The sequence below is a fragment of the Dactylosporangium salmoneum genome (assembly GCF_039532525.1).
Lineage (GTDB): Bacteria > Actinomycetota > Actinomycetes > Mycobacteriales > Micromonosporaceae > Dactylosporangium > Dactylosporangium salmoneum.
In genome coordinates this window covers 40,243-61,198 of the sequence record NZ_BAAARV010000019.1, presented here as the reverse complement: position 1 = coordinate 61,198, position 20,956 = coordinate 40,243, and the positions used below count along the sequence as shown (strand labels likewise).

Sequence of the window (20,956 nt, the reverse complement as noted above, 5' to 3'; positions counted from 1 at the left end):
GCGGGCAGCCTAGGTTCTCGGCGTAGACGAGATTCCCGCAGCATCGCGCCGTCGCCACGTGGGCCTCATACGCCGGCCAAGCACTACCAGCATGTCGGACACCGCTCACCGGACCGGCGCCGAACTCAAGTGCAGCAAGCCCGTCACGAAGCTGACCGAGCAGAGCGAGTCTTCATTTAACCTCGACTAAGAACCGGCTGGTCGCCGACACACTCTGGAGTCCGGCCAGCCCCAGCGACCGATAGGTTGCCATTGCTCTCGCGGCGCACCCCCGCGCCGCCCTCGGGCGAGTCTGTCAAAGAAGATCGGTGTAACTCCTGATCAAGGAGAGGCACCTGATGGCGATCACGACGGTAGCGGCGGATACTGCCGCACTGCCTGAATCTGACGAGACGATGACCAAGCGACCTCGCAGGTCGAAGACGACGCCGGCGGGTGTGGACGCCGCTGTGGTGGGTCAGTTGGTCGCCCAGGCACGCGAGCAGGGCCTGCAGCTGTCCGGGGAGGGCGGGCTGCTGCAACAGCTGACGAAGATCGTGCTGGAGTCCGCTCGGCTACGACAGGCACGACCCGGCCGGGGCCAACAGCGGCAACAGCGGCAACAGCATGCGGGCCAAGACGGTGCTGACCGATGTCGACCCGGTCGAGGTGGCCGTGCCCCGCGACCGGCAGGGCACCTTCGAGCCGGCCATCGTGCGCAAGCGGCAGCGCAGATTGTCCGGCGTCGAGGACATGGTGTTGTTGCTGTCAGCGAAGGGTCTGACCACCGGCGAGATCAGCGCGCATCTGGCCGAGGTGTACGGCGCGCCGGTTGACGTCCCCGGCCTGCAGCAGGATCTGGTCGAGGCTGTCAACGATGCGGGCGACCAGTTCCCGAGCCACCTCGCGAGCGCCGTCGACGGTACGGAAGATTTCCTCGGCCTCGCGGTGTAACCGGCCGCCGAGCTTCGACACCTGTAGCAAGACCGCGACCGGTGATACGCCGCCACGGTTGCGCGGCACGTGGCTTGGTCTCGGCGATCCGGAACGCGGCGGGGTACTCGCTACCGCAGCCCGCGCACCAGGCGCGGAACAGCGCGCTGGTGGCGGTGAGGACCGGTGACGGCACGACGGTGAAACGGATGCCTTCAATCCTGGTATACAACTGCTGCCAGGGAACCGGACAATGGCACGCCGCGATACTCATGCCCGCTCCCCGCCTGGCGAATGAGGCTCGGGGTCTTGGGCACGCCATTCGCGCGGCTTGGCGCCTGTGGCGTCGGAAACTGCGTCGACGTCGCCGTGGTTGTAGGCGGTGCGTACGCCAGAGATGGACATGCCAGCGGCCGCGGCGAGGTCTCCGAGGGTGTAGGGGCGGGGCTGGACGAACTCCCGCCCATATGCCAATAGCTCGCGGATCTTCTGCTCGGCGGCTTCTTTGGCTCGCCGTGCGTTCGCAAGCGCGCTGACCACCGGATCGATGCCGCCTTCCTCCCATGCGAGGCGGAGTTCCTCGGCAGCACGACATCGATCTTCGATGGCGTGCTGCTCGGCCATGCTGAATCCGGCCTCGTCTTCCTGTGCGAGTTCGGGGCTCGGAGTTGGGTGCAGGATCGCGGCTACGTCGCTGCAGATGTCTCGCCTGCTATTCATGGTTTACAGTCTGCGCCAGGAGTTGCGATGACCGCAATTACTTGTTTTCATCGCACTTCGGGGCTGCTGCCTGCCCGTGCGGTCGGCATCCGCCGCGGCCCGCTGACCTTCAACGCTGCGGTCAGTCCGGATCGGGCGCCGGCTCCGGACCGTCCTCCGGAGCCAGCAGCTGCCGCGTCGCCGCCCCTGCCCGCAGCGCCGTGAGGCGTGGCAGCGACAGTTCGGCACGGACGGCGTCGATGAAGTCGTCGTAGCGTTCGTACAGCGGCTCGCGCGCCCGCGGCCACGCGGCCTGGTCCATCGCCGTCCGCCGCGCCTCGCGCAGCAGCAGGTTGAACTCGTGATCGACCCGGACCGCCGAGATCGCCACTGCATCCGAGCCGTGCAGCCAGAGCGCCGACAGGATGCGGTTCCAGTCCGCGTATGCGGCCTCGACGCCGGAGCGCAGCGCCGCAACGTCGGCGTCCGGTTCCCGTACCGCCAGCAGCCGCAGGGCCTCCCGTAGGCGGTAATGCTCGGCGGCGACATCCTCGTAGCTCTGCACCCGCCGGTCGCGGCGCCAGCGGGCCGACTCGGAGCGGATGTCCCACCAGCGTCCGAAGATCACGCCGGCGACCCCGGCGATGGCGGCGATCAGGGCTGTCGTCACAGGGCACACCTCGCTGTCGTCCGGGTAAGGGTGTCGTACACGACGGTAGGAGGAGCTTGCCGAGCAATGCTGAGAGGGCATCCCCGATGCCGGTGCGGATCGCCGTCTCCGATCCGCTGCCGATGTTCGGCCGCGGAGTAGCGGAGGCAATGCGCGGCCCGGGCTACGATGTCGAGTCGCCCGACGGCTAGCTGTCGTGGACGAACGAGGTCGGTCCGCACATGGTGATGCTGACGCTGCTCAGCCCGGCCGATTGGACCCTCCTCGCCACGTTGCGTGACAGCCGGTCGCATGTCGCGTTGATCGCCGTGATCGAGCAGGGCGACGTACCGACTTCCGTACGGCCCTCGTTTCCGGGGCCGTTGGCGTCATGGCCCGGGAGGCCGACCCCGAAACGGTGTGCAGTGTGGTGTCGGCCGTTGCCGCCGGTCGCAGCCTCTTGCCGGCCGATGTGGTCCGCGCACTCACCGCACCACAGCACCGGCCACCGGCCGAACGCATTCCCATGGACAGGGAGATCGCCTGGGTTCGCATGCTCGCGCAAGGCTTTACGGTTGCCCGGCTGGCCCAGCACGCCGGTTACTCCGAACGGATGATGTTCCGGCTCCTGCGCGCCCTTTACGAGCGGTGGGGCGTAACGAACCGTACCGAGGCCATTGTCCATGCCCGCGGAACCGATGGCTGTGAACCCCAGGAGGATGCGGCCGGGTCGGAAGAGCGAGCTGTCGTTGCAGTTCACCCACCACCGGCCGGTCCGAGAATCGGAGGTGCGCGGCGGCGTGACCGAGCTACGCAGTTATTGCTGAAGCCGGTCAGGAGCTGAACCGAGACAAACACCGACACGGGCAAGCGCAACGGTGTTCAAGCTCGCATGTGACTGCCGTCGTGCGTGTCGCCAGTCTTTGCGAGCGGGTGCGGTTGGCCGGTGAGGGCAGCCAGTGCGGCGGCGACCGCCTGGAGGTCTGCACGGATGTAGGTGGTGGTGGCGGCTCCCGTGCTGTCGGTGTGGCCGGCGTAGGCGCGGGCGATGCCATAGCCGAAGTGGCGTTCGACCCAGGTGAGAGTGGTGTGGCGCAGCCAGTGGGTGGTGATGCCGTGGGTGGCGACCCAGGGCAGGTGCTGGCCGATGCGTCGCCAGAGGTGGTCGTAGCGTCGGCTGGTCAGGGGTGTGCCGGTGCGGTAGCGCAGGAGCGGGTCGGTGGGCAGGACGGCACCGCGGGCCTGGGCGTGTTGGATGAGGCTGTCGGCGAGGTCGCGGCTGATCGGCTGCCAGCGGGTGGTGCCGCCCTTCTCGCGCAGTAGCAGGAGTCCGCGGTCGGCGTCGAGGTCTTGCAGCCGGAGGCCGAGGGCGCCGCCGCGGCGGCAGGCGGTTTCGGTGTGCAGCCGCAGCAGGAGGGCGTCGAGGATGGCGTCGTTGCCGGTGGTCCGGGCGACGTGGTTGATGGCGGTGAGTTCGTCCGAAGTCAGGGCACGGCGGGTGCTGGGCACCCGACGGGGTTTCCGGACGCGGTGGGCGGGGCTGGCTGCGGCGTCGAGGTGGCCGTCGGCGATCGCGCGGTTGTAGTAGGCGCGGGCTGCGGCGATGAACAGTTCGCCGGCGTAGCGGCCGTGGCGGCTGTTGCGGCGGGAGCGGGCGCCGTGTACGACGACGAGCCGCATGGCTTCGATCTCGCTCGCAGCAATCGCGTCGAGCGGGCGACCGGCCCACGCCCTCGCCATGCGCTGCCAGTAGGTGCCGTAGACCCGACGTGCGCCCGGCCCGGCGGCGGCGACAACCTGGGGCAGGTACGCGTCGAAGGCCGGTCGCGGAGGCTTGGCATCGCGTTGCAGGTCGGCGAGGGTCACCCCGAGGCCGGCGAGAGCAGTCCAGGCCGCGTCGAGTCGGTCGCGGTCAACCGGCATGGCCGGGTCCGGAGCGGGCGCCGAGCAGCCGCGCCACCAGCTGCGCCGGATGGATCACGAGGAGGTCGCGGGCGGGATCGGCGAGCAGGACAACGGTGTCGCCGGCGGCGAGATGACACAGCTGGCGGGCAGCGGCCGGGATCGGCAGGAGGTTGCGGGCGCCGACGACGTGCCTGCCGGACCCACTGGTGGTGGCGGTGATGGCGTGGTCGGCGACGTCGAAGCGCAGCCGGTGGCCGGTCGGCCAGTGCAGCAGGTCCAGCAGCAAGCGGGCCGAGACGCGGCCGGACGGGTCGAGCTTGGCGAGGTCGAGCTGCGGATCGGCGGGGTAGCCGGGTGGCGTGAACGGCTCGGGCAGTCTGGGCAGCGGTGGGCGCGCTGGCCGGGCGCGGGGGGATGGTGCCGGGATGAGCGCGGCGATCATCTGCTCGGTCAGGGCCGTGGTGCTGCGCGGCACGCCGCTCATCGTCGCTGCCCTGCGGCGGCGGGGAAAAACCGATACCCGACCGGGTGATCGCCCGCTCGGGTCAGCTGGTGGGGTGCATGCTCACTGAGAATCTTGGTGAAAAACCACCAAGACCAGTGTCGAAGGTCTGACACGCACCATTACCCAACGTCCCGGCCTGCCGTCGGCCTGGTTGGCGGTCCCACAGGTTGACTGACGGCATGTTCGCGGCGCCGATCGCCGATCCCGTCATACCGTCGGACGATGCCGGCCAACGCGCGTTGCGGATGGATGCGACTGCCGCACTGCCAAGTGAAAGTTCGCCGGCCAGGCTTGCGCAACGCAAGCGGTGCGTAGTGACATTGGTCCATGACGCGGACGGCGAATCCTTCCCGTGCGGAGGTCCGTTCCCTGTTCATCAGCGTCGTCTCCGGCGTCGGGGTCAACATCCTCACGGCCGAGACGCGAGGATGGTGGGGGCCACTGCAGCCGTTGGCCAAGTATCCATACATCTGGGTGCCATTGTCCCTCGTTGCATGGGTGGCCTGGCTGCTGTGGCGGGGACATCAGCGCCGCCCAACATGGAAAGGTCCGCAGAGCCCATATCCAGGGCTCGCGCCGTACTCTGCCGAGTTCACGGCCGTCTTCTTTGGCCGTGATCGTGAAATCACGGAGGTGCTCGCCCGGCTGGAACGCTCGGGGACCACCGCCAGTCGCCGGTTCATCCCGTTGGTCGGCCCTTCCGGCACCGGTAAGACGTCGCTGGTCCAGGCCGGAGTCATGCCGCGGCTGCCGAAGCGTTGGGTCCTGCGGGGCCCGTTCCGCCCGGCGGCGGATCCGTTTCTTGCGCTGGCGCAGTCGATCGCTGCGTCAGATACCAACGTGAGCCGCATATCGCGCCTACTGCGAGACGAGGCACGCCGCGGCGCAGTCGGGCTATTCCTCAGTCTCGTTGGTGAGGGGCACCGGCCGATCCTCCTGATCGTGGATCAGCTCGACGAGCTGTTTACGTTAACCAGCGAGGCAGATCGCCGCGACTTCCTCTGTCTACTGTCGAACGCTCTCGCGGCGCAGCCCGCCTTGCACTGTCTGGCGACACTGCGGCCGGAGTTCAACGCCGCCGCGCAGCAGTTGCAGCCTGCCCTGTTCGCCAACCCTTCGGCAATCGGGACACTGGATATGTGGGCCGTCCGCGACGTGATCGTGCTGCCGGCGCACGCGGCTGGCATCACGATCGCACCGGACTTGGTCAGCGCCATGGTCGCCGAAGCTACAATCGGCGACGCGCTTCCGCTGCTCGGGCATCTCCTGCAGCGGCTATCTTCCGAAGCCACCAACGGTGTCATCACCGCCGAACAGTACGAGCGCGCTGGCCGCGTTGCCGGAGCGATTGCCCAGCACGCCGATGGGCTCTACCAGGCACTCTTGGCGGTCCATCCGCAGAAAGTTGTGGACCGGGTGCTATTGCAGTTCGTAGGGTTCGAGGGCAACGAACCCGTCCGTCGTTGGGTGCTACGAGGTTCCCTCGATGAAGTCGGCCTCCGTGTACTGGAAGAGCTCCGGGCGGACCGGCTTGTCGTAGAGGTCAACGATTCGAGCGCGTCCGAGCCGACGTATGAGCTCGCCCACGATGCGCTCTTCCGGCAGTGGGTGACCCTTGCCAGTCTCGTGGACCGCAACCGCCAAGAACTGCGTCAGATCACCGTTTGGGAGCAACGCGCCGTTGCATGGGCGGCGGGAGCGGTGCATGACGATCTGCTCCGCGGCGCCGCACTGCAGCACGCCATCCAGGTCACCGAACGACTGATTCCATCGTCGGCACTCGCCGCGTTCATCGCAGCCTCATGCGCCGCGGAATCGCAGGACCTGCAACGGCGAGCCGACCACGCCGCAGAACGGGCGCAGCAGCTGCGTGTACAAGACCGAGATCTTGCGCGAGCCATCGTAGACGCCGCGGTCGACGAACTCGCCCCATCTCAGGCCGCGCTCCTGACCCAGTGGGCACTGTCCGCTACCGGCACACACCGACGGCTGCCGGTCGGCCACACCACCACTGCGAACTCACTGGTCTGGCTCCCAGGAGTAGGTCGCCTACGCACCGCAGACGCTACCGGAGTCGTGTGTACCTGGGCGGCCTCCGGGCAGTTGATCGAGATCGACCAGGTCCCGAGTGGAGCGGTGCTGCTGAGCCACGACGGTCGGCACGCTCTCATTGCCAACGGCTGGGACGAAGAGGGACACTCGACACTCGAGGTGTGGAGCATCGACGATAATAAGTCGATAAACCGGTGGACCGCTGGCTTCGGCCTATCGTCCGAAACGTTCTCGTGGGCGTCCAACGGACGATTCGCCGGTCAGTACACCTCTGGCACCGTCCACGTCGACGTCCTGAAAAACGGTGGCACCGAATCGGTTACCGAGATACCACGCAAGCACGTCCTGGCCACCAGTTGGTCGCCAAGCGGAGATCTGCTCGCAGTCGCCACCAACGAGACGCTCGACATCTTCAAGATCACCGACGCTGCTGAACACCATGTGGGCGTGCACGCTCGCTGGCAACGCCCAGCGCTGGCCTGGTCTCCCGCCGGGGACAAGCTCGCGATCACTGCCGGTGACCAGCGTACCCGCGACCAATCTCCCATCGGCTTTCGCGATCGCAGGACGATCCGCATCCTTGACGTATCGAACGGCCAGTTTACCGACGAATGGGAGGTAGACGATGCCGAAGCTGTTACGTGGTCACCGGACGGAACCCAGATCGCGTATACCCGCACGCGGGGTAGTCGCGACTACATCGAGCTTCACAACTTTGCAGCGGGACGCGTCCGTCGCCGTTGCCGTCGCCGCGGCGGGAAGCGCCTCGCATGGGCACCAGACGGCGACCGTCTCGCGATCGCCGGACAGTACGGAGCACCGGAAGTCTGGAATCTCGCCGTAAATGCCGTTGTCCGTGTGCCTGCCGGCGAGCCGCAGAGCCTATCCTGGTCGCCGGACGGTGATATCGCCGCCGTGGCTCGGTACGGCACCCCCGTCGAGCTCGTCGCTGACCACCCAGCCCGAACCGTCGAACTTCATGACCTACCACGAGCCTTCGGGCCTCAGCCATTCAAGGTGTATTGGTCGCCTGACGGGCGCTTCATAGCCGCGAGAAACCGCACACACATCGCCGTGTGGGACTCCCGCACGGCAGTCAAGATCGCCACCATCGGCCCGTTTCCGCTCCCTGGCACCCGACGCCAGCGCCAGCATCGCAGCCACAATGATCACTCAATCGGCTCACTCACATGGTCGCCCGACAGCCGACGGCTCGCGATGACCTGCTTCGACTGGTGGGAAATTGCCCCCAGCAGCGTGATGGTATGGGAGGCTTCCGAGCCAAGCCTCGAGTTCGCGCTCCAGCCGGAGGACGGCATCGGAGGGCCACTCGCCTGGTCGCCTGATGGCACCCGTCTGGCCTCAACGATGCGCAAACGTCGCGGCGTTGCGCTCTGGAATACGTTCGACGGCACCCGACAGCATGCATGGAGCATCGACGACGGGGAGATCGACCAGTTGCGGTGGTGCCCCGGATCAACCCGTCTCGCGATCGCAATCGGTGACCGTATCGAAATCTGGGATGCCGCCCACGCTGCTCTGGTCGCTCGCTGCGCAGGCCACCCTGGCCCCCTTCACGAGCTGTGCTGGTCCTCCGACGGCTCTCGACTCGCCAGTGCCGGCGGCGCCCACGCCATCTACTTCTGGCAAGCAGACGGAGGAGCACCGCTCGGCGCGCTCGATCTGCCCCGGAGGCATTTGCTTCGCGACCTTCGCTGGAGCGAAGCGCTCACCGCCACCTTCGACAACGGCACCGTGATGACATGGCAGGTACCTGAACCCGGCATAGCAGCCGCTGTCGTCCGCACGGAACGAGTCCTCACTCAGGAAGACCGTCGCCGATTCGATCTGCCAGTCGACCGGTGCGAATAGGACGCCGTGCCGTATGAACCGCAGCTGAGCAAGTAGGTGACCGACCTCGATGGGATGGCCAGTGGATCGTAGGCTCATATGCCGCCGCGGAGACAGCGTTGGGCTCGACTTGGGGAGGACATCAAGTGCTCAGTACCCGCCTTGACCTGCGTTGTTAGGCATGCGTCGTGCCCAGGTTTGGCAGGCACCATTGCCAAACGCGTTGACCTGCGTGGTGAGCCGTCGACCCAAGCGATGGGATCGGGATAGCATGTCGTTGCCCCCGTCCATGGCCATGCCGATTTCGTTGGAGCTAGCCCGGAACACGCACCAGGTGAACACACCCTACGCAGATCGGTGGTCGACCGTTGACGAGCTGGCGTTGGCTGCTCGTCAGTCCGTTCGTCGTTTCGAGCTGATCAGCTGCCTCAATGCGCTATACGACGTGTCGTGGGCTTCAGCGCGGCAGCTTCCAAGCCTCTCGTTTCTCCTCGGGCAGGCCCTCGCCGGGGAGGCGGCCGGCGAGCGCGACGCCCGACCCGGCGATGTTGCCGACTGGCTCCAGGCCATCCGGCGACGAGTGCCGCTCGTCGACGAATATCAGCAAGCAGCACGCCTCGACCCGGACCTACTCGTGCACGTCTTCTGGGATGACCGGATGTGGCCGCTGCATCCGGGCATGCTGGACGATCCGGAACAGGTTGTTGAGCAGCTGCGCCGCTACGCCGTTGCGGCTGACCCGGTGCTCGTGCCGGTACTCGGGTTTGGCATCGCCGATGTCGTCACGATCGGTGTGCGGGCCGTGGCGTTGCAGCGAGCCTTCCAGGCGGATCGGCGCGGCGGGATGTCGAACGGCGAGGACGGCGTGCAGGCCCACCCGGCGTCGGGGTCGTTGATCGAGTTCTGCCGAGAGGTCGATGCGGAAGGCGTGCCGGCCTGGCTGCGCTCCCCAGGAGATTTGCCGGTTGATGACCGGCTGCGGGCAGCGGTGGCCTGGTGCATCCGGGACGCCAGCGATGTTGCTGGCAGCACGTGGCTGCTGGACGGCGCGTTGCTCGTCCGTGTTCAGGACGCCGTGCTCCCGGTCCCGGCGGCACTGGTGCTTGATGCGCTGGCCACGATAGGTGTGCAGCTGCTGAGCCTCGCGGGGAGAACGAGCGGAGCTACGGCGTCGAATCTGTTGGATGCGGCTGAGCGGGCATTCGCGAGCAGAGGGCGTGGCCTTGCAACGCATTTCGTCGGCCCGGTGCAGTGCGCCCGGTCGGGCCGACTGACTGGGGCGATGTTTCCCGCTGGGCGGAGGCTCATTGCCGTCCAGGTCGTCGTCGGCACGAACGAGCGGGAAACCGCGCGGGAGGCCGATCGGGCGCGACGCCGGCTGGCCGCGGTCAAGGTAGGCGAAGCCCTGACGATGGACATCAGCGCCGGGAACGCCGAGCGGTTGGCGTCCTTGGTGGGTCCCGACGGCCCGTTTACGCCCGGAGCAGCGGCGACGACTGCGGTGATCGCCGAGAGTACGGTGGTTCGCCGGGTGGTCATCGTTGACGGACCGTGGAACGCTCCGGACAAGGTCCGACCCGGCACGGTGTTCGTAACGCTGGATGCCTGGCGGCAGATCGCCGCCGACGCCGGAGAGGATCACGAAGAGTTCTGGGCATTCCTAGATGAGCTCGCGGAGCTGCCCGGGCTACGAATGATCGAAGGCGCAACGCCCCTGACGCTGTGGGAAACGTTCCAGCGTCAAGGCGTGCTGTTCAACACCGGGATGAGCCTGAACCAGCCCGGACCCGACGTCGCGAGGCGGTGGGCAAACCGCGCAGAATGCGACCCCTATGAGATCGTGCTGCGGTGTATCGGCCTTCCCGGACTGCACGATTGGCCATTCGCGGCGACCCCAATTGACTGGTGCTTGACAGTCGGCCAGACCACACCATACGAGCACGCGGTCGTCAACGCCGACCCGCCCCTCGTGTTCGTAGTGAACGCGGACAGCGCCGAGGATCGCCAGTGGACCCAGGTGCTCGGTGACGCGATCCGCATCGGGTTGACCGGGCTGGCCACCGCGACGGCTGGCGACCTTGCCGCCGGATGGCTGGCCTGGAGCACTGCCATCCCCGACCCGATTTGCATCACCTTCTACGCCTTGCCGGCGGGCGCCGAGGAAGCGGTAAAACTGCTCGCCTTTGACGGGATCACCGTTCACCTCGGCTACATACCTCCCGCGAATCTGACCGCCACCCCGTCGATGGTGCACCGGCAGCTCGGCGACGCGTTCTGGTGCTTGCTCGTCACCACGCTCGCCGCCCGAGACCAGCAGACCACCGGCAGCCGCATCGTGAACGCCGCCACGGTGGCAGCCGAGAACGACGACGCTCGTCAAGCCGGCGAGGCGTTCCAGCGGGCGTGGGCGCAACTGCCCGTCACCGCGACGTTCCGTAGAACGTCGTCCGCGCGACGCCCGGCCACCCGAGCCGTCGCCGCCTGAGCGAAGGCGCCCGTGCGCGAGCCCAACGATCTATCACCAAGCACATGGCCACTCGCGTCCGCCTGAACACTCCGATTGGCGATCTTGACCAGGTCCTCCTTGACCAGGTTGTCGCCGGAGCCGTGGAGCTCCTGCGCGACGAGATCGCGCAGTTCGGCGCTGCCGGAGCGCTGCGTACGGCGGCAGTTGCCGTCGAGCGTCTCTGGGCCACCCGGATGCGGACCGACGACGATCGGGTCCTGCGACGTGCTTTGGGCTATCCCACAGACGTCGCCGTTGACGACGTCGCGTTCACGAACATCGTGGCCAGCCGCGCGGCCGACCTGCTGACCGAGGCGATCGCCGGGCACTGCCCCGAAGCCGGGCTGCCCATGGACCACCGTGACTGGCACCGGCTGTTCAACCTCGTGGGGGTGCTGGTCCATCTGCTCGGTCGCCGCGACCAGGCACGCGCCGGCGTCAGTTCCGACGGCCACGCCGACGCCTCGGACCGCGACCTGCCGTTCTACGCCGAGCGCTACACCGCCGACATCCGCCTCACCCATGACGCTCGCCATGGCCGAACGCTGCTCAGCACGTCTGAATTCAACGTGGCACCACGGGTAGAGCATGATGACGGGCTCTTTGTGTCGTGGACCGACGTCATGCGTGAGCGGTTGCAGGCGTCGCGGAAGTCGCCGTTGCACCAGCACGCGACCAGAGCAGCGCTGGCGGCCGACGCCACGCTCGCGTCCGCCTTCGGCACAGGCTTCGACGAGATCTTCGCCGTCCTCACCGCCACGGCCGACTGGGACACCGAGAGCGAGGTCGCCGAAGTTCGCGTCGTCGAGCTCGTCGAGGCCGTTCGCAGGTGGTCCGGCCTGCGGCCCGATCGGCTCCTCCGAGCGGTCGATCTGTTGACCCTGCATTCCGGCATCGCGGCCCGGATCACGATCAGCGAACCGTCGCCCGCGCTCGGCGAACGTCTCTCCGGCAGACCCCTGCTTCAAGTACCCGGCCGGCCGGCCGACCTGCTGGTGATGCCCCGGCGCGTCGCGCGTGCAGGCGAACTCTTCCTCGCACGCGTCCAGGTGGCCGGACTGCCCTGGCCGGACGCGCCGGACGAGGTGGTCCGGGCCTTCAAGCACTGGGAGCAGTGCGAGCAGAGGGCGTTCGAAGCGAACGTCGAACGCGAAGCCACGGCACCCAACCGAATTCTGATTCCCCGCCTCAAGAAGGAACGTGCAGCGAAGTGGGGCATCGCCATTCCCGGCGAAATCGACCTCATCGTGATCGACGTCGACCACCGGCGCGTCTTCGTCATTGAGGCGAAAGCCGGACACGTCGCCACCGACATCGAACGGGTGCTCTACGACATCATCGACTATCACGGCGCGCCCGCCTCAGGCCATGCACGCTGGGAAGGCTTCCGCCCTCAGCGCGGCGCCCCCTACCTGCTCAAGCTCCGTGCGAAGGCGAATGCCGTCAAAGACCAACTTGACGTCCTCCTCCACGAGCACGGCGTGGACGCCGGGCCGGACGGCTGGTGCGTGATCGAGATGGTCGTGACACCCGCGCCGGTCCCGGCTGCGTATGTGCCGCAGCCGGGGGTCCCGTTTGCCACCATCGACTGCCTGTCGCAGATCCTGGCGGCTCCAGCGACGCCGGCTCCCGGCCCGCATGTCGGATACGACTTGACTCCGCAGCCGGAGGACGGCCGGTAGTTGATGGGCATGACGCCGTCGAACTGCTGCATGAACCCCGGTCTGCGCCGCGATGAGAGCATTTGCGCGAACGCGCGGCACCCGCGACCGTGCGGACGGCGGTGTTGGGGTTCGACTCGACGAGCGCCTCGAGAACTCTGTACCTGCGTTGAGCTGCTCCGTTGGGTTGGGTGTGTGTCGGGGGTCGACACGCACTACTACCCAACGCCCTGACCTGCCATCAGCGTGGTTGGCGGTCCCGCGGGTTGACTGACGAATATTCGCGGCGCAGCTGGTCGTCGGCGGTGGTGGCCCATGGTCGGGTTGGGGGACAGGCCGCCCGCGGCCGCCATGCCCTCGCGCGGCAGCCACTCAATTTGAGCCACCCCCGCTTTCATGGAGCTTCTTGATCATGGTCTTGGCCGTAAGCGTCATCAGCAGGTATCGAGGCCGCGATCCGGATTTCCACCGAGCAGGCGGCTTCTGACCGCGTCTTCAAGGGGAGGCGCACTCGCATCGGCATGAGTGCGCGCCTGATCATGGTCGGTTGCGGTCCTAGACGCCCTATCTCTTTGGCATGCGGTTTCGCCGGGTGAGCGGGCGTGCGATCGCGTTGTGCCGTGAATCGGATGCCCTCACATCTATACCGCTGGTGACGGCTCTACGCACTGCTGGCAGTGAGTCGGTGAGAGTCGGTAGGCCGTAACCCGGTCTCTATTGCTTCATCGGGTGGTGCGGATTCCATCCGTTTAGGTGTGGGCGTAGGTCTTCCGGGCTCGGTTCGATGGTGAAGTTGACAGTTGCGAGCGTGGGTGTACCGATGGTGGGGTCGATCGTGTCGGCACGCGTGCGTGCCCAGGCCAGCCAGGCGGTGAGCTCGCCGTCGTTGGCCTCCTGACCCGCGGCGGCGTGTTCGAGGGCGTCGCAGAACGCCCGCATGTTGACGGCGTTCTGCCACTGCTCCATCGCGGTGTGGAATGTCGTCCTGCGGTACTCCTCGATGGCAAGGCGGCGGGCCTTTGTGATGGCGTGCTCCCACTTCGTCTTGCGTTCGAGGTCTCGGCGTCGGCGCTCCTCGGCTGCCTTTTGCTCGGCAAGTCTCGCCGCGGCCTGCCGTTCCTGCTCGCGCTGTCGGAAGGCGGCGGAGAGCTGTTCTTGCTCCTCGATGGCCTTGATGATGTTGGCGACGATGCGGCCGGTCTGCTGTTCCAGGCTTCTGGTCGGGGTGTCGCGCCAGGTGAGGGGCTGGCCGGACTGGACGTTGCTGACTTCGAGTCGGAGGCGGCCGGTGGCTACGCTGTCGAACTCCGGGATGTCTGCCCAGGGGCGGAGTCGTTTGGTTCGCCGTTCGTCGGCGGTGAGCACATGGGGGACCTGGTCGTACTCCTCGAAGAACTCGAGCGAACGCCGCGCGCTGCCGAACTTGACGTACGGCTTCGGGTGCTTCGTGGTGCGGTCGACGCCGATGCGGCATTTTCGGGCCGTCCCGGCGTCGTTGATCGCCCCGAGCAGAGCAAGTACGCGGGGGATCGATTCCGGTGCTACACGCAGGTTGGTGGGGTCCTGTTCGAGGGCGCCGTAGTCGGCTGCCGCGGTGGCACGTTCGTCGGCCTGGCCGAGCCGTAGCCGATTCCAGTCGGTGTCATAGGGCTGCGCCGCTGAGTACAGGCGGATGATGAGGTCACCGGTGTTGCGGCCGGTGTGCCGCAGCTCGTAGCCGTCCGGCACGAGTTTGTTTTGCTTGGCGGCGTGGATGGCGCGTCGATAGCTCGCGCGGGTGTCGATGTCCGGGTCCGAAACGACTACGGTGCCGCCGCCGGTCTGGAGCCGTTCGATCAGCACGGTCGCTTCTCGGATCGCGGCCGGTTGCGCCGTCGGCTGCTGGCCCTTTCCGCCTGAGGCCGTCTGCGTGGGCGAGTTCTCCGAAAGGTCACCGGTCGTCGTGCCGGTCGCCGTTGGGTACTGGCCGTTGTCGAGGTAGTAGCGGCCGAGCTCGGTCAAGGCCGCGAACCACCGACCGTCCCGACGTGACACCGTGACCATGCGCCGGCCTTGCAGGGCCCGCGCGGTGTGTTTTGCGCCTTCGCCGGGCATGTCCGCGTCGGGGCATCCGGCCTCTACCCAGCGCAACACCTCGACTTGGTGCGGCTTCAGCGGCGCGGTGATGTCGACCATCGGGCAGTTATACCGACCAGTTCCCTCCCCGGCATAGACCCTCATCATCCGGTAGGCGTAGGTCATCGGTCGATGTCAGAGTGGTCCGGTACACCCCGGGTCTCGCTGCCTCGCAGCAGGTTGGCATCTGAAAGGGCGGTTCAGGTGGCGTTCGATGCATCGCAGTTCGTCGTCGGCGACGAATGGGCGTACCGGCTTCGAGACACAGCACCCTCGGAACGCGTACGCATCAAGGCTGTCACACCGAAGAAGACCACAGCGAGCATCGAGGTGGAGTTCCCCGACGACAGTCATCGTGTGCAGACCGTGCCGTCATCTCGGCTGAAAACCCGGTGGGCGGACGTCGAGGCCTACGACACCCAGCAAGCAGCCTGGCAGCGCATCGCCGACTTCGAACTCGACTCCGTCGAACAGAGCGCAGTGGGCACCGTCTACTCCGCGCTCATCCCAGAAGAGGTAGCTGAGTTGGACTGGCGTCCGGTCGAGAACGCGACGATCCTCAAGGACCACACAGCGCTGGCCGAAATCCTCCAAGTGTCTATCGAGGAGATTCTGGCGAAGGTCGAGTCGTTCACCACCGACGAAGGCACGATCGTCTCGCCAGCCGGCACGATCGTGATCGCGGAGGCCGCCTGCCGCGCCCACTCGCACACCATCCTCGAGCACGTGATCGAGGAGGAGGCCGAGGCCCGACACAAGTGCAAACACGGCGGCCAGCACCCCTTCCGCAAGGGGGAGGAGTCCAGTCCGGAATGGGAGTACCACTGGTACCGCAAGCACGTTCGGCCTGAGCACGAGCTGCTGCGGCAATGGTGCGGCCACCGAGCCGTCGCCGCCCACGAACGCCTCACGGCTGCTGAAGCGGAGAACCACCGCCTCGACTTACTCGTCGTGCAGCTCATCAAAGCGCTCGACCTCGCCGGCGAAACCGCGCAAGCCGAACAGTTCGCCGAGGAGCACGAACGCGACCGGATCACCCCCTGCCTCGCCCGCCCTGTCGTTGACCGCCCACTGCACTGGTCCGAGATGCCCGTACGCGAAGTCCAGGTCTACCGGCGTCGCCACTGGTAGCCGTCTGCCACAGTCACCCCTCCTCGGTGCACCCACGCGACACCTCGACAAGCTCGCTGCGGGGGACGAATCCCAAGTGGGGCACGACCGTTCCAGCCGACGGCGTCGACGCGGCCCTGTTCGGCCAGCAGGTCGGCCAGCCGATGCCCGCCGCGACAGCATTGCCGGCCGCTGCGGTGACCCTGTTGATCGGCGCGACGCTGCTCGCGCTCGGCCTGGCCGCTCGCTACGACTCCAGCGGTGTCTGGGCGCTGCTGATCCTGCTCACGCCGATCGGCATACTCGCCCTGAACCCGCTCGGTGCGATGCTCGACAACGCCAGCCCCGGCCGGCCCGTCGTCCCGATGTGGTCATCCATGGCCGCCGCTGGGGTACTGGTCGCCGCCGTAGGACCGGCACTGCTACTCCTGGCTCTCGCCCCAACGGGTCGACGCTCGGCCGGGGGTCGGTCGCTGCCCGCCGAGGCGACCCATTGCCCGACCTGCGGCGCCCCGTCAAACTCCGCGTAGTCCACGAGACCCTGAGCCGGACGGCGGTCGCAGGTTATCGCGACGTCGGACCGCCGCGTCGCGGCAGCCGCATTGCTTGAACAGGGCCTCTGGCGTTCACCGTGCCATGATCTGGCTGCCGTTCTGGTCGCAACGTCGCTGTAGCCGTGGTGGGGTTTTTCGGTGCCAGTATTGTCCGTCAGGATGGCAGCATGATAGCCGCCGCCTCTGCCGATGCGTTTTCGGTTCCGCCCTCTAATCGCACGGGAGTGGATGGTCCGAGCTGGTGCGAGCCGGGGCTGACGGCCCGTTCGGGGCGGTATCCACTTGCTGTCGAGGCACCGGTAATGGCGGCCGTTGACATGCTTGTGCCGGGTGTGTCGACTGTGACCCGTTACGCCCGCTATTACAGCCTCTACTGGGCCGTCGCCGCGCACGCCGAGGCGAGTCGTCTGAACCGTGATGAGTGCCGCAGGCTGGTCCGTCGGGCAGAAGTCGGGATGGCAGTCATCTCGAAGGCGTACGACGACGCCGACGGCACGCTCGGGTTGACGCACGGTGTGGACGCGCTGACTAGGCTTCACCCGCCGCCGGGCAGCGAGTTCGAGGTGGCTGATGGTGCCGGCGCGCGGTCGTACTCGCCGCGGTCGTGGGGGTTCTGGTCGCAGTACAACGGGCCGAGCGTCGCGCTGGGCACGGTCGAGACGGACGGCGGTGCGTTGCGTCCCGGCCGGCATCGCTGCCCTGCGCAGGTGCTGGCCATGTACGCGCCGCTGTTCACCGCCTGCGAGCGAGGACAGGGGATTTCCCTGCCGTCGGCGGAGCTGGAGCGGTTGCGTTTGCAGCAGGAGCAGACGCCCGATCTCGAGCCGTTGCGCGGGGTATTCACGGCAACGCTCGACAGCCGGCACGACCCGTCACTGTGGAGCGGCGACGACCGGACCCGCCGGGCCACCCTGCGGGTGCTGGCGCGCTGCTGGCAGTTGCACCCGCAGGCGAAGACGTGGCTGGAGGCCTTCGCCGCCGGAGTAGCCTACGGGCCGACGGCGCGCGAGGACCCAGTGCTCGGCGGGGAGGAGCGGACCGCGACGTGGCGTGGCGTGGTGCTGCGGCACCACTCTGTCGGTGCGTGGCGGCGCCTGTGGGCGGACCTCGTCGCGGCGGTAGGCAGCGACGGCGCGTTTCGACGCCAGCTGCACGAGTGGATCAGCGACCGCCTGCCGAGCGGCACCGTCGCGAGTTTCGTCGCGGACCTGCCACCGACCGATCTGGACGGCGATCCTCATCCGGCTGAAGACAAGCTCCGGCGCGCGGATGCGGGCACGGTGACGGACGTCGCGGTGCTGCTGCTCGGCGCTCGCCGCCTCGACACGCTGACCGGCATGGCCCGGCGAAGCTTCGCGGGGCGGCGTTCGACGTACCTGGACCCGACGTGGGTAGCTCAGCTGCGCCGGGAGTTCGCCGGTCGCTCAGTTGCCGACCTGGGCCGCCGCCTGGTCGACGACATGTTGGCGCAGTCGCGGCGAGTAGCCATGCGGAAGGTGGCGGTCGGCCCGCACGGCACCTTCGCGCTGTTCAGCCGGCTGCATGAGCGCAACGGCCTGTACTTCGCGGATTCCGCGGAGGGGCGGGACAACATCGGTCTGCGTATCCCGCAACTCGCTGGCATCGCGACGCAGGTCGGTCTGCTCACCGCAGATCCCGCCCAGCCGGTAACTGCCCAGGGGTGCGATCTGCTGGACCTGCCGGCATGAGCGAGGTGACGAACGCCGTCCGGTCGCCGCTGACGCTGCTGGAGCGGTGGCGTGACCGGGTCGACCGCGCGCCGCTGCGCGAGATGCTCATCATCGGGTACACCGTCGATCTCGGCTTTCTGGAGAAGTTCGCGACCCCGACCGCACGCGGTCTCGGCGCGCGTATCACGGTCCTCGGCGACGCCGACCAGGCGGTGCACGATCCGGTGGACGTGCGGCGGGCGGGTATGGCGTACCAGCACGGCCACGCGGTGTGTGACCGGGCCTTCCATCCCAAGCTGGTCGTGTTTACCGGCGACGACGACGCGGTCCTGGCCGTCGGGTCGGGCAACCCGACCATGTCCGGCTGGGGACACAACCACGAGCTTTGGGTGACGGCCCGCGGCTCTCGCCAGACCGGGCCTCAGCTCATGATCGACGTGGCCGAATGGCTGCACGACCTGCCGACCGTCGTGCCGGTGGCCAGCTGGATCGCGGACACGCTGCGTCACGTCGCGAACCAGATCCGTCCGTCGTCGGTCGACGAGCGGTGGTCGGCGTTCCGGGCGTTCGGCAACCTGCACCAGCCGCTGTTGGAGCGTGTTCCCGGCGGGCAGGTCGACGAGCTACGGCTCGCCGCGCCGTTTTACGACCCGAAGGCCGAGGCCGTGCGGGCGCTGGTACAGCGGACCGGACCACGGGCCGTACGGATCGCGGTGCAGCCCTCCGTCGCGCAGTTCAACGGCGACGCACTCGTGCGAGCCGCCGCGTCCACGGAACGTCAAGAGTTCCGGCTCATCGGCCGAGGGCGTGCCCGGCACGGCAAGTTGATCGAATGGGACGCCGGTGGCGTCACTGTCGGCATGACCGGCAGCGCGAACATCACCGTGTCGGCGCTGCTGATGAGCACCGTCCAGGGCGGCAACTGCGAGCTGGTGGTCGTCGCACCCCACGCGACGCCGCTGCTGCCCGACGGCGATCCGCACCCCGACACGGAGCTCCGAACCCTGGCGTCGGTGCCGCCTACGCCCTCAGCGTCGTCCGGCCCGGCGCCCGTGGTGCTCGGCTGCGCGCTCGTCGACTGCACACTCCTTGTCGAGCTGGCCGTTGCTCTTGATCACCGGGTCGCTATCGAGACCTCACCATCGGCGGCTCCTGGGACGTGGCAGGAGGTGGGCGCTGTACCCCACGGACAGCGCACGGCCCGGTTCCTGGTCCCGGAGGAGACCGGCGGCGCGGTCCGCGCGTTCATCGATGTCGACGGTGAGCGGCGCGAGTCGGCGGTCGTGTTCGTTACCGACCCGGTTCGCTGCCGGCCCCGTCGCGACACCGCTGATGTACCGCGGCTGGCGCACACGTATCAGCCCGACGAGCTCTTCACCGACCCATCGATCGCCCAACGGTTTACCACGGACTTCGCCCGGCTCGTGGAGCTGGCCGCGCCAGCACCTGGGTCCCCGGGACGTGACCGGCCAAGGCGCGCAGACGCACCGCCCGCAGACCGGTGGGCCGACTACCTGGAGGAATGCGACCGCCGGCTCGGACCGGCCCTGGCAGGACTGATCTTCCCGCTCCGGGCGGCCGTCGAGCACACACCGGCCGCCGGTTGGTCCATCGATGACATTGACGAGAGCGAGGTCACCGAGGGCGAGGACGAGTCGGTGCTCGACGACCTCGACGAGGACACGGCCGCCCGCCAGGCTCCCGCCGTCCGTCCCGACGAACGCCGCCGATACCGGCGCTTCGCCGCCCAGTGGGCAGCGTCGGCGACCGGGCCGCGCAGCCGGGAGGCCGACCGGTCGACGCTGCCGGCCGTCGACCTACGCATGACGGTCGTCGCGCTGTACCTGACGCTGCTCGCGGCAGGAGTCTGGCGAGAGGAGGAGCACGAGGACTGGCGCCGCGACCTGCGCTGGCTCATCTGGTCGCTCGTCCCCGACGACCAGATGCTCGACGAGCTGCCCGCGGAGGCGTTCGCGCACCTGTACGCGCTGCTCGCGGTCGCGATGACCACCCTGCGGCACAACACCGCGCTGCACGGCGGCCGGACCGCCGACGTGCTCGCCACCGAGGCATGGCGCGACGCCGCCGAGTGGGTCGCCGAGGTGGACATCCAGCTGGCCGAGCAACGCCTCTTCCCGGCAACCCAGCCCTTCGCCATCCTCGCCGACGCCCGCGGCCTCTGGGACACCGTGCTCCTGGCACGCAGCACCAAGCAGGACCCGCATGTCGAGGCCCGCACTACCCTTGCCGACGCCGGCATCGCCGTCCGTCTGGACGGCAACGTCTGGTGGGTGGAAGGCGACGGCAGCGCCTACCGCAACGCCGCCCGCGCCGTGACCGAGCTCAGCCGGGCTTCCGGCCACGCCGTCGCCGTCGCGCGCAACAAGCGGCACACCGTCCTGATCGCCCTCGCCGGCAGCACGATGGTGCTGGCCGACTCCCAGGCACGCGTCTGGCGACTGTACGAACTATCCAGCACCAGGACGCCCCTCTCCCTCACAGTCGGAATCCCGGCGGCACCGCCCGGCGGGCGAACGACACCGCTCTCCGCTGCCACGCCCGCCGAGGTGCACCGCCTGAACCAACTGGCAGGCGTCGACCTGCCCGCCGTCGTACGCCGCATCTGGACGCCATCTCCGTAATTGCCTACCTTCGCGGAGTTTTGGGGGACAAGCACGACGGACAGAGCCCCATCCCGCTCGTTGTGCCTATCGCAAAGACGGCGAGCGACCGCGCCGAAGTCCCT

13 protein-coding genes and 1 pseudogene are annotated in these 20,956 nt (G+C 67.9%); 8 read left to right on the top strand and 6 right to left on the bottom strand.

All coding sequences use genetic code 11. The features are described from left to right. Positions 1 to 338 precede the first annotated feature (338 nt). A pseudogene (locus tag ABD352_RS10700) lies at positions 339 to 813 on the top strand (transposase); the annotation flags it as partial. Between the two features lie 369 nt (positions 814 to 1,182). Here the strand turns inward: ABD352_RS10700 and ABD352_RS10695 are convergent. The 5 genes from ABD352_RS10695 to ABD352_RS10675 form a co-directional block, all read right to left on the bottom strand. Next, positions 1,183 to 1,632: a hypothetical protein gene (locus ABD352_RS10695; protein WP_344612120.1), complete on the bottom strand. Its 450-nt coding sequence runs from the start codon at positions 1,630 to 1,632 to the stop codon at positions 1,183 to 1,185. A 121-nt stretch (positions 1,633 to 1,753) separates the two neighbouring features. Then, on the bottom strand, positions 1,754 to 2,281 hold the full coding sequence (locus ABD352_RS10690) for a hypothetical protein (protein WP_344612119.1): 528 nt from the start codon (positions 2,279 to 2,281) through the stop codon (positions 1,754 to 1,756). A 187-nt stretch (positions 2,282 to 2,468) separates the two neighbouring features. Beyond that, complete coding sequence (locus ABD352_RS10685) at positions 2,469 to 3,020, bottom strand: hypothetical protein (protein WP_344612118.1); 552 nt, start codon at positions 3,018 to 3,020, stop codon at positions 2,469 to 2,471. A 122-nt stretch (positions 3,021 to 3,142) separates the two neighbouring features. Beyond that, complete coding sequence (locus ABD352_RS10680; protein ID WP_344612117.1) at positions 3,143 to 4,183, bottom strand: tyrosine-type recombinase/integrase; 1,041 nt, start codon at positions 4,181 to 4,183, stop codon at positions 3,143 to 3,145. Further along, on the bottom strand, positions 4,173 to 4,640 hold the full coding sequence (locus tag ABD352_RS10675) for a hypothetical protein (protein WP_344612116.1): 468 nt from the start codon (positions 4,638 to 4,640) through the stop codon (positions 4,173 to 4,175). Before ABD352_RS10675 ends, ABD352_RS10680 begins: the two co-directional genes overlap by 11 nt. Positions 4,641 to 4,997: 357 nt before the next feature. On the opposite strand from ABD352_RS10675, the gene ABD352_RS10670 reads away from it, so the two are divergent. The 3 genes from ABD352_RS10670 (at position 4,998) to ABD352_RS10660 (ending at position 12,761) form a co-directional block, all read left to right on the top strand. Beyond that, a complete protein-coding gene (locus ABD352_RS10670) occupies positions 4,998 to 8,594 on the top strand; it encodes an NACHT and WD repeat domain-containing protein (protein ID WP_344612115.1) in 3,597 nt (1,198 codons plus the stop codon). Positions 8,595 to 8,907: 313 nt separating this feature from the next. Beyond that, positions 8,908 to 11,058, top strand: coding sequence for a hypothetical protein (locus ABD352_RS10665; RefSeq protein WP_344612114.1), 2,151 nt, complete (start codon positions 8,908 to 8,910; stop codon positions 11,056 to 11,058). Positions 11,059 to 11,102: 44 nt separating this feature from the next. Beyond that, positions 11,103 to 12,761: a hypothetical protein gene (locus ABD352_RS10660; RefSeq protein ID WP_344612113.1), complete on the top strand. Its 1,659-nt coding sequence runs from the start codon at positions 11,103 to 11,105 to the stop codon at positions 12,759 to 12,761. 693 nt (positions 12,762 to 13,454) lie between these two features. Here ABD352_RS10660 and ABD352_RS10655 read toward each other — a convergent pair. Further along, positions 13,455 to 14,915 carry a hypothetical protein gene (locus ABD352_RS10655; protein ID WP_344612112.1) on the bottom strand — a complete coding sequence of 487 codons (1,461 nt, stop codon included), beginning with the start codon at positions 14,913 to 14,915 and terminating at the stop codon, positions 13,455 to 13,457. Between the two features lie 144 nt (positions 14,916 to 15,059). On the opposite strand from ABD352_RS10655, the gene ABD352_RS10650 reads away from it, so the two are divergent. From ABD352_RS10650 to ABD352_RS10635, 4 genes are all read left to right on the top strand, one after another. Further along, positions 15,060 to 15,986 (top strand): hypothetical protein, encoded by a 927-nt coding sequence (locus tag ABD352_RS10650; protein WP_344612111.1) that lies wholly within the window; start codon positions 15,060 to 15,062, stop codon positions 15,984 to 15,986. Between the two features lie 26 nt (positions 15,987 to 16,012). Continuing rightward, the gene (locus ABD352_RS10645; protein ID WP_344612110.1) at positions 16,013 to 16,495 is read left to right on the top strand and encodes a hypothetical protein; all 483 of its coding nucleotides are present in this window, start codon (positions 16,013 to 16,015) and stop codon (positions 16,493 to 16,495) included. A 365-nt stretch (positions 16,496 to 16,860) separates the two neighbouring features. Further along, positions 16,861 to 18,228 carry a hypothetical protein gene (locus ABD352_RS10640; protein WP_344612109.1) on the top strand — a complete coding sequence of 456 codons (1,368 nt, stop codon included), beginning with the start codon at positions 16,861 to 16,863 and terminating at the stop codon, positions 18,226 to 18,228. Further along, complete coding sequence (locus ABD352_RS10635; protein ID WP_344612108.1) at positions 18,225 to 20,852, top strand: hypothetical protein; 2,628 nt, start codon at positions 18,225 to 18,227, stop codon at positions 20,850 to 20,852. Before ABD352_RS10640 ends, ABD352_RS10635 begins: the two co-directional genes overlap by 4 nt. The last annotated feature ends 104 nt before the right edge of the window (positions 20,853 to 20,956 follow it).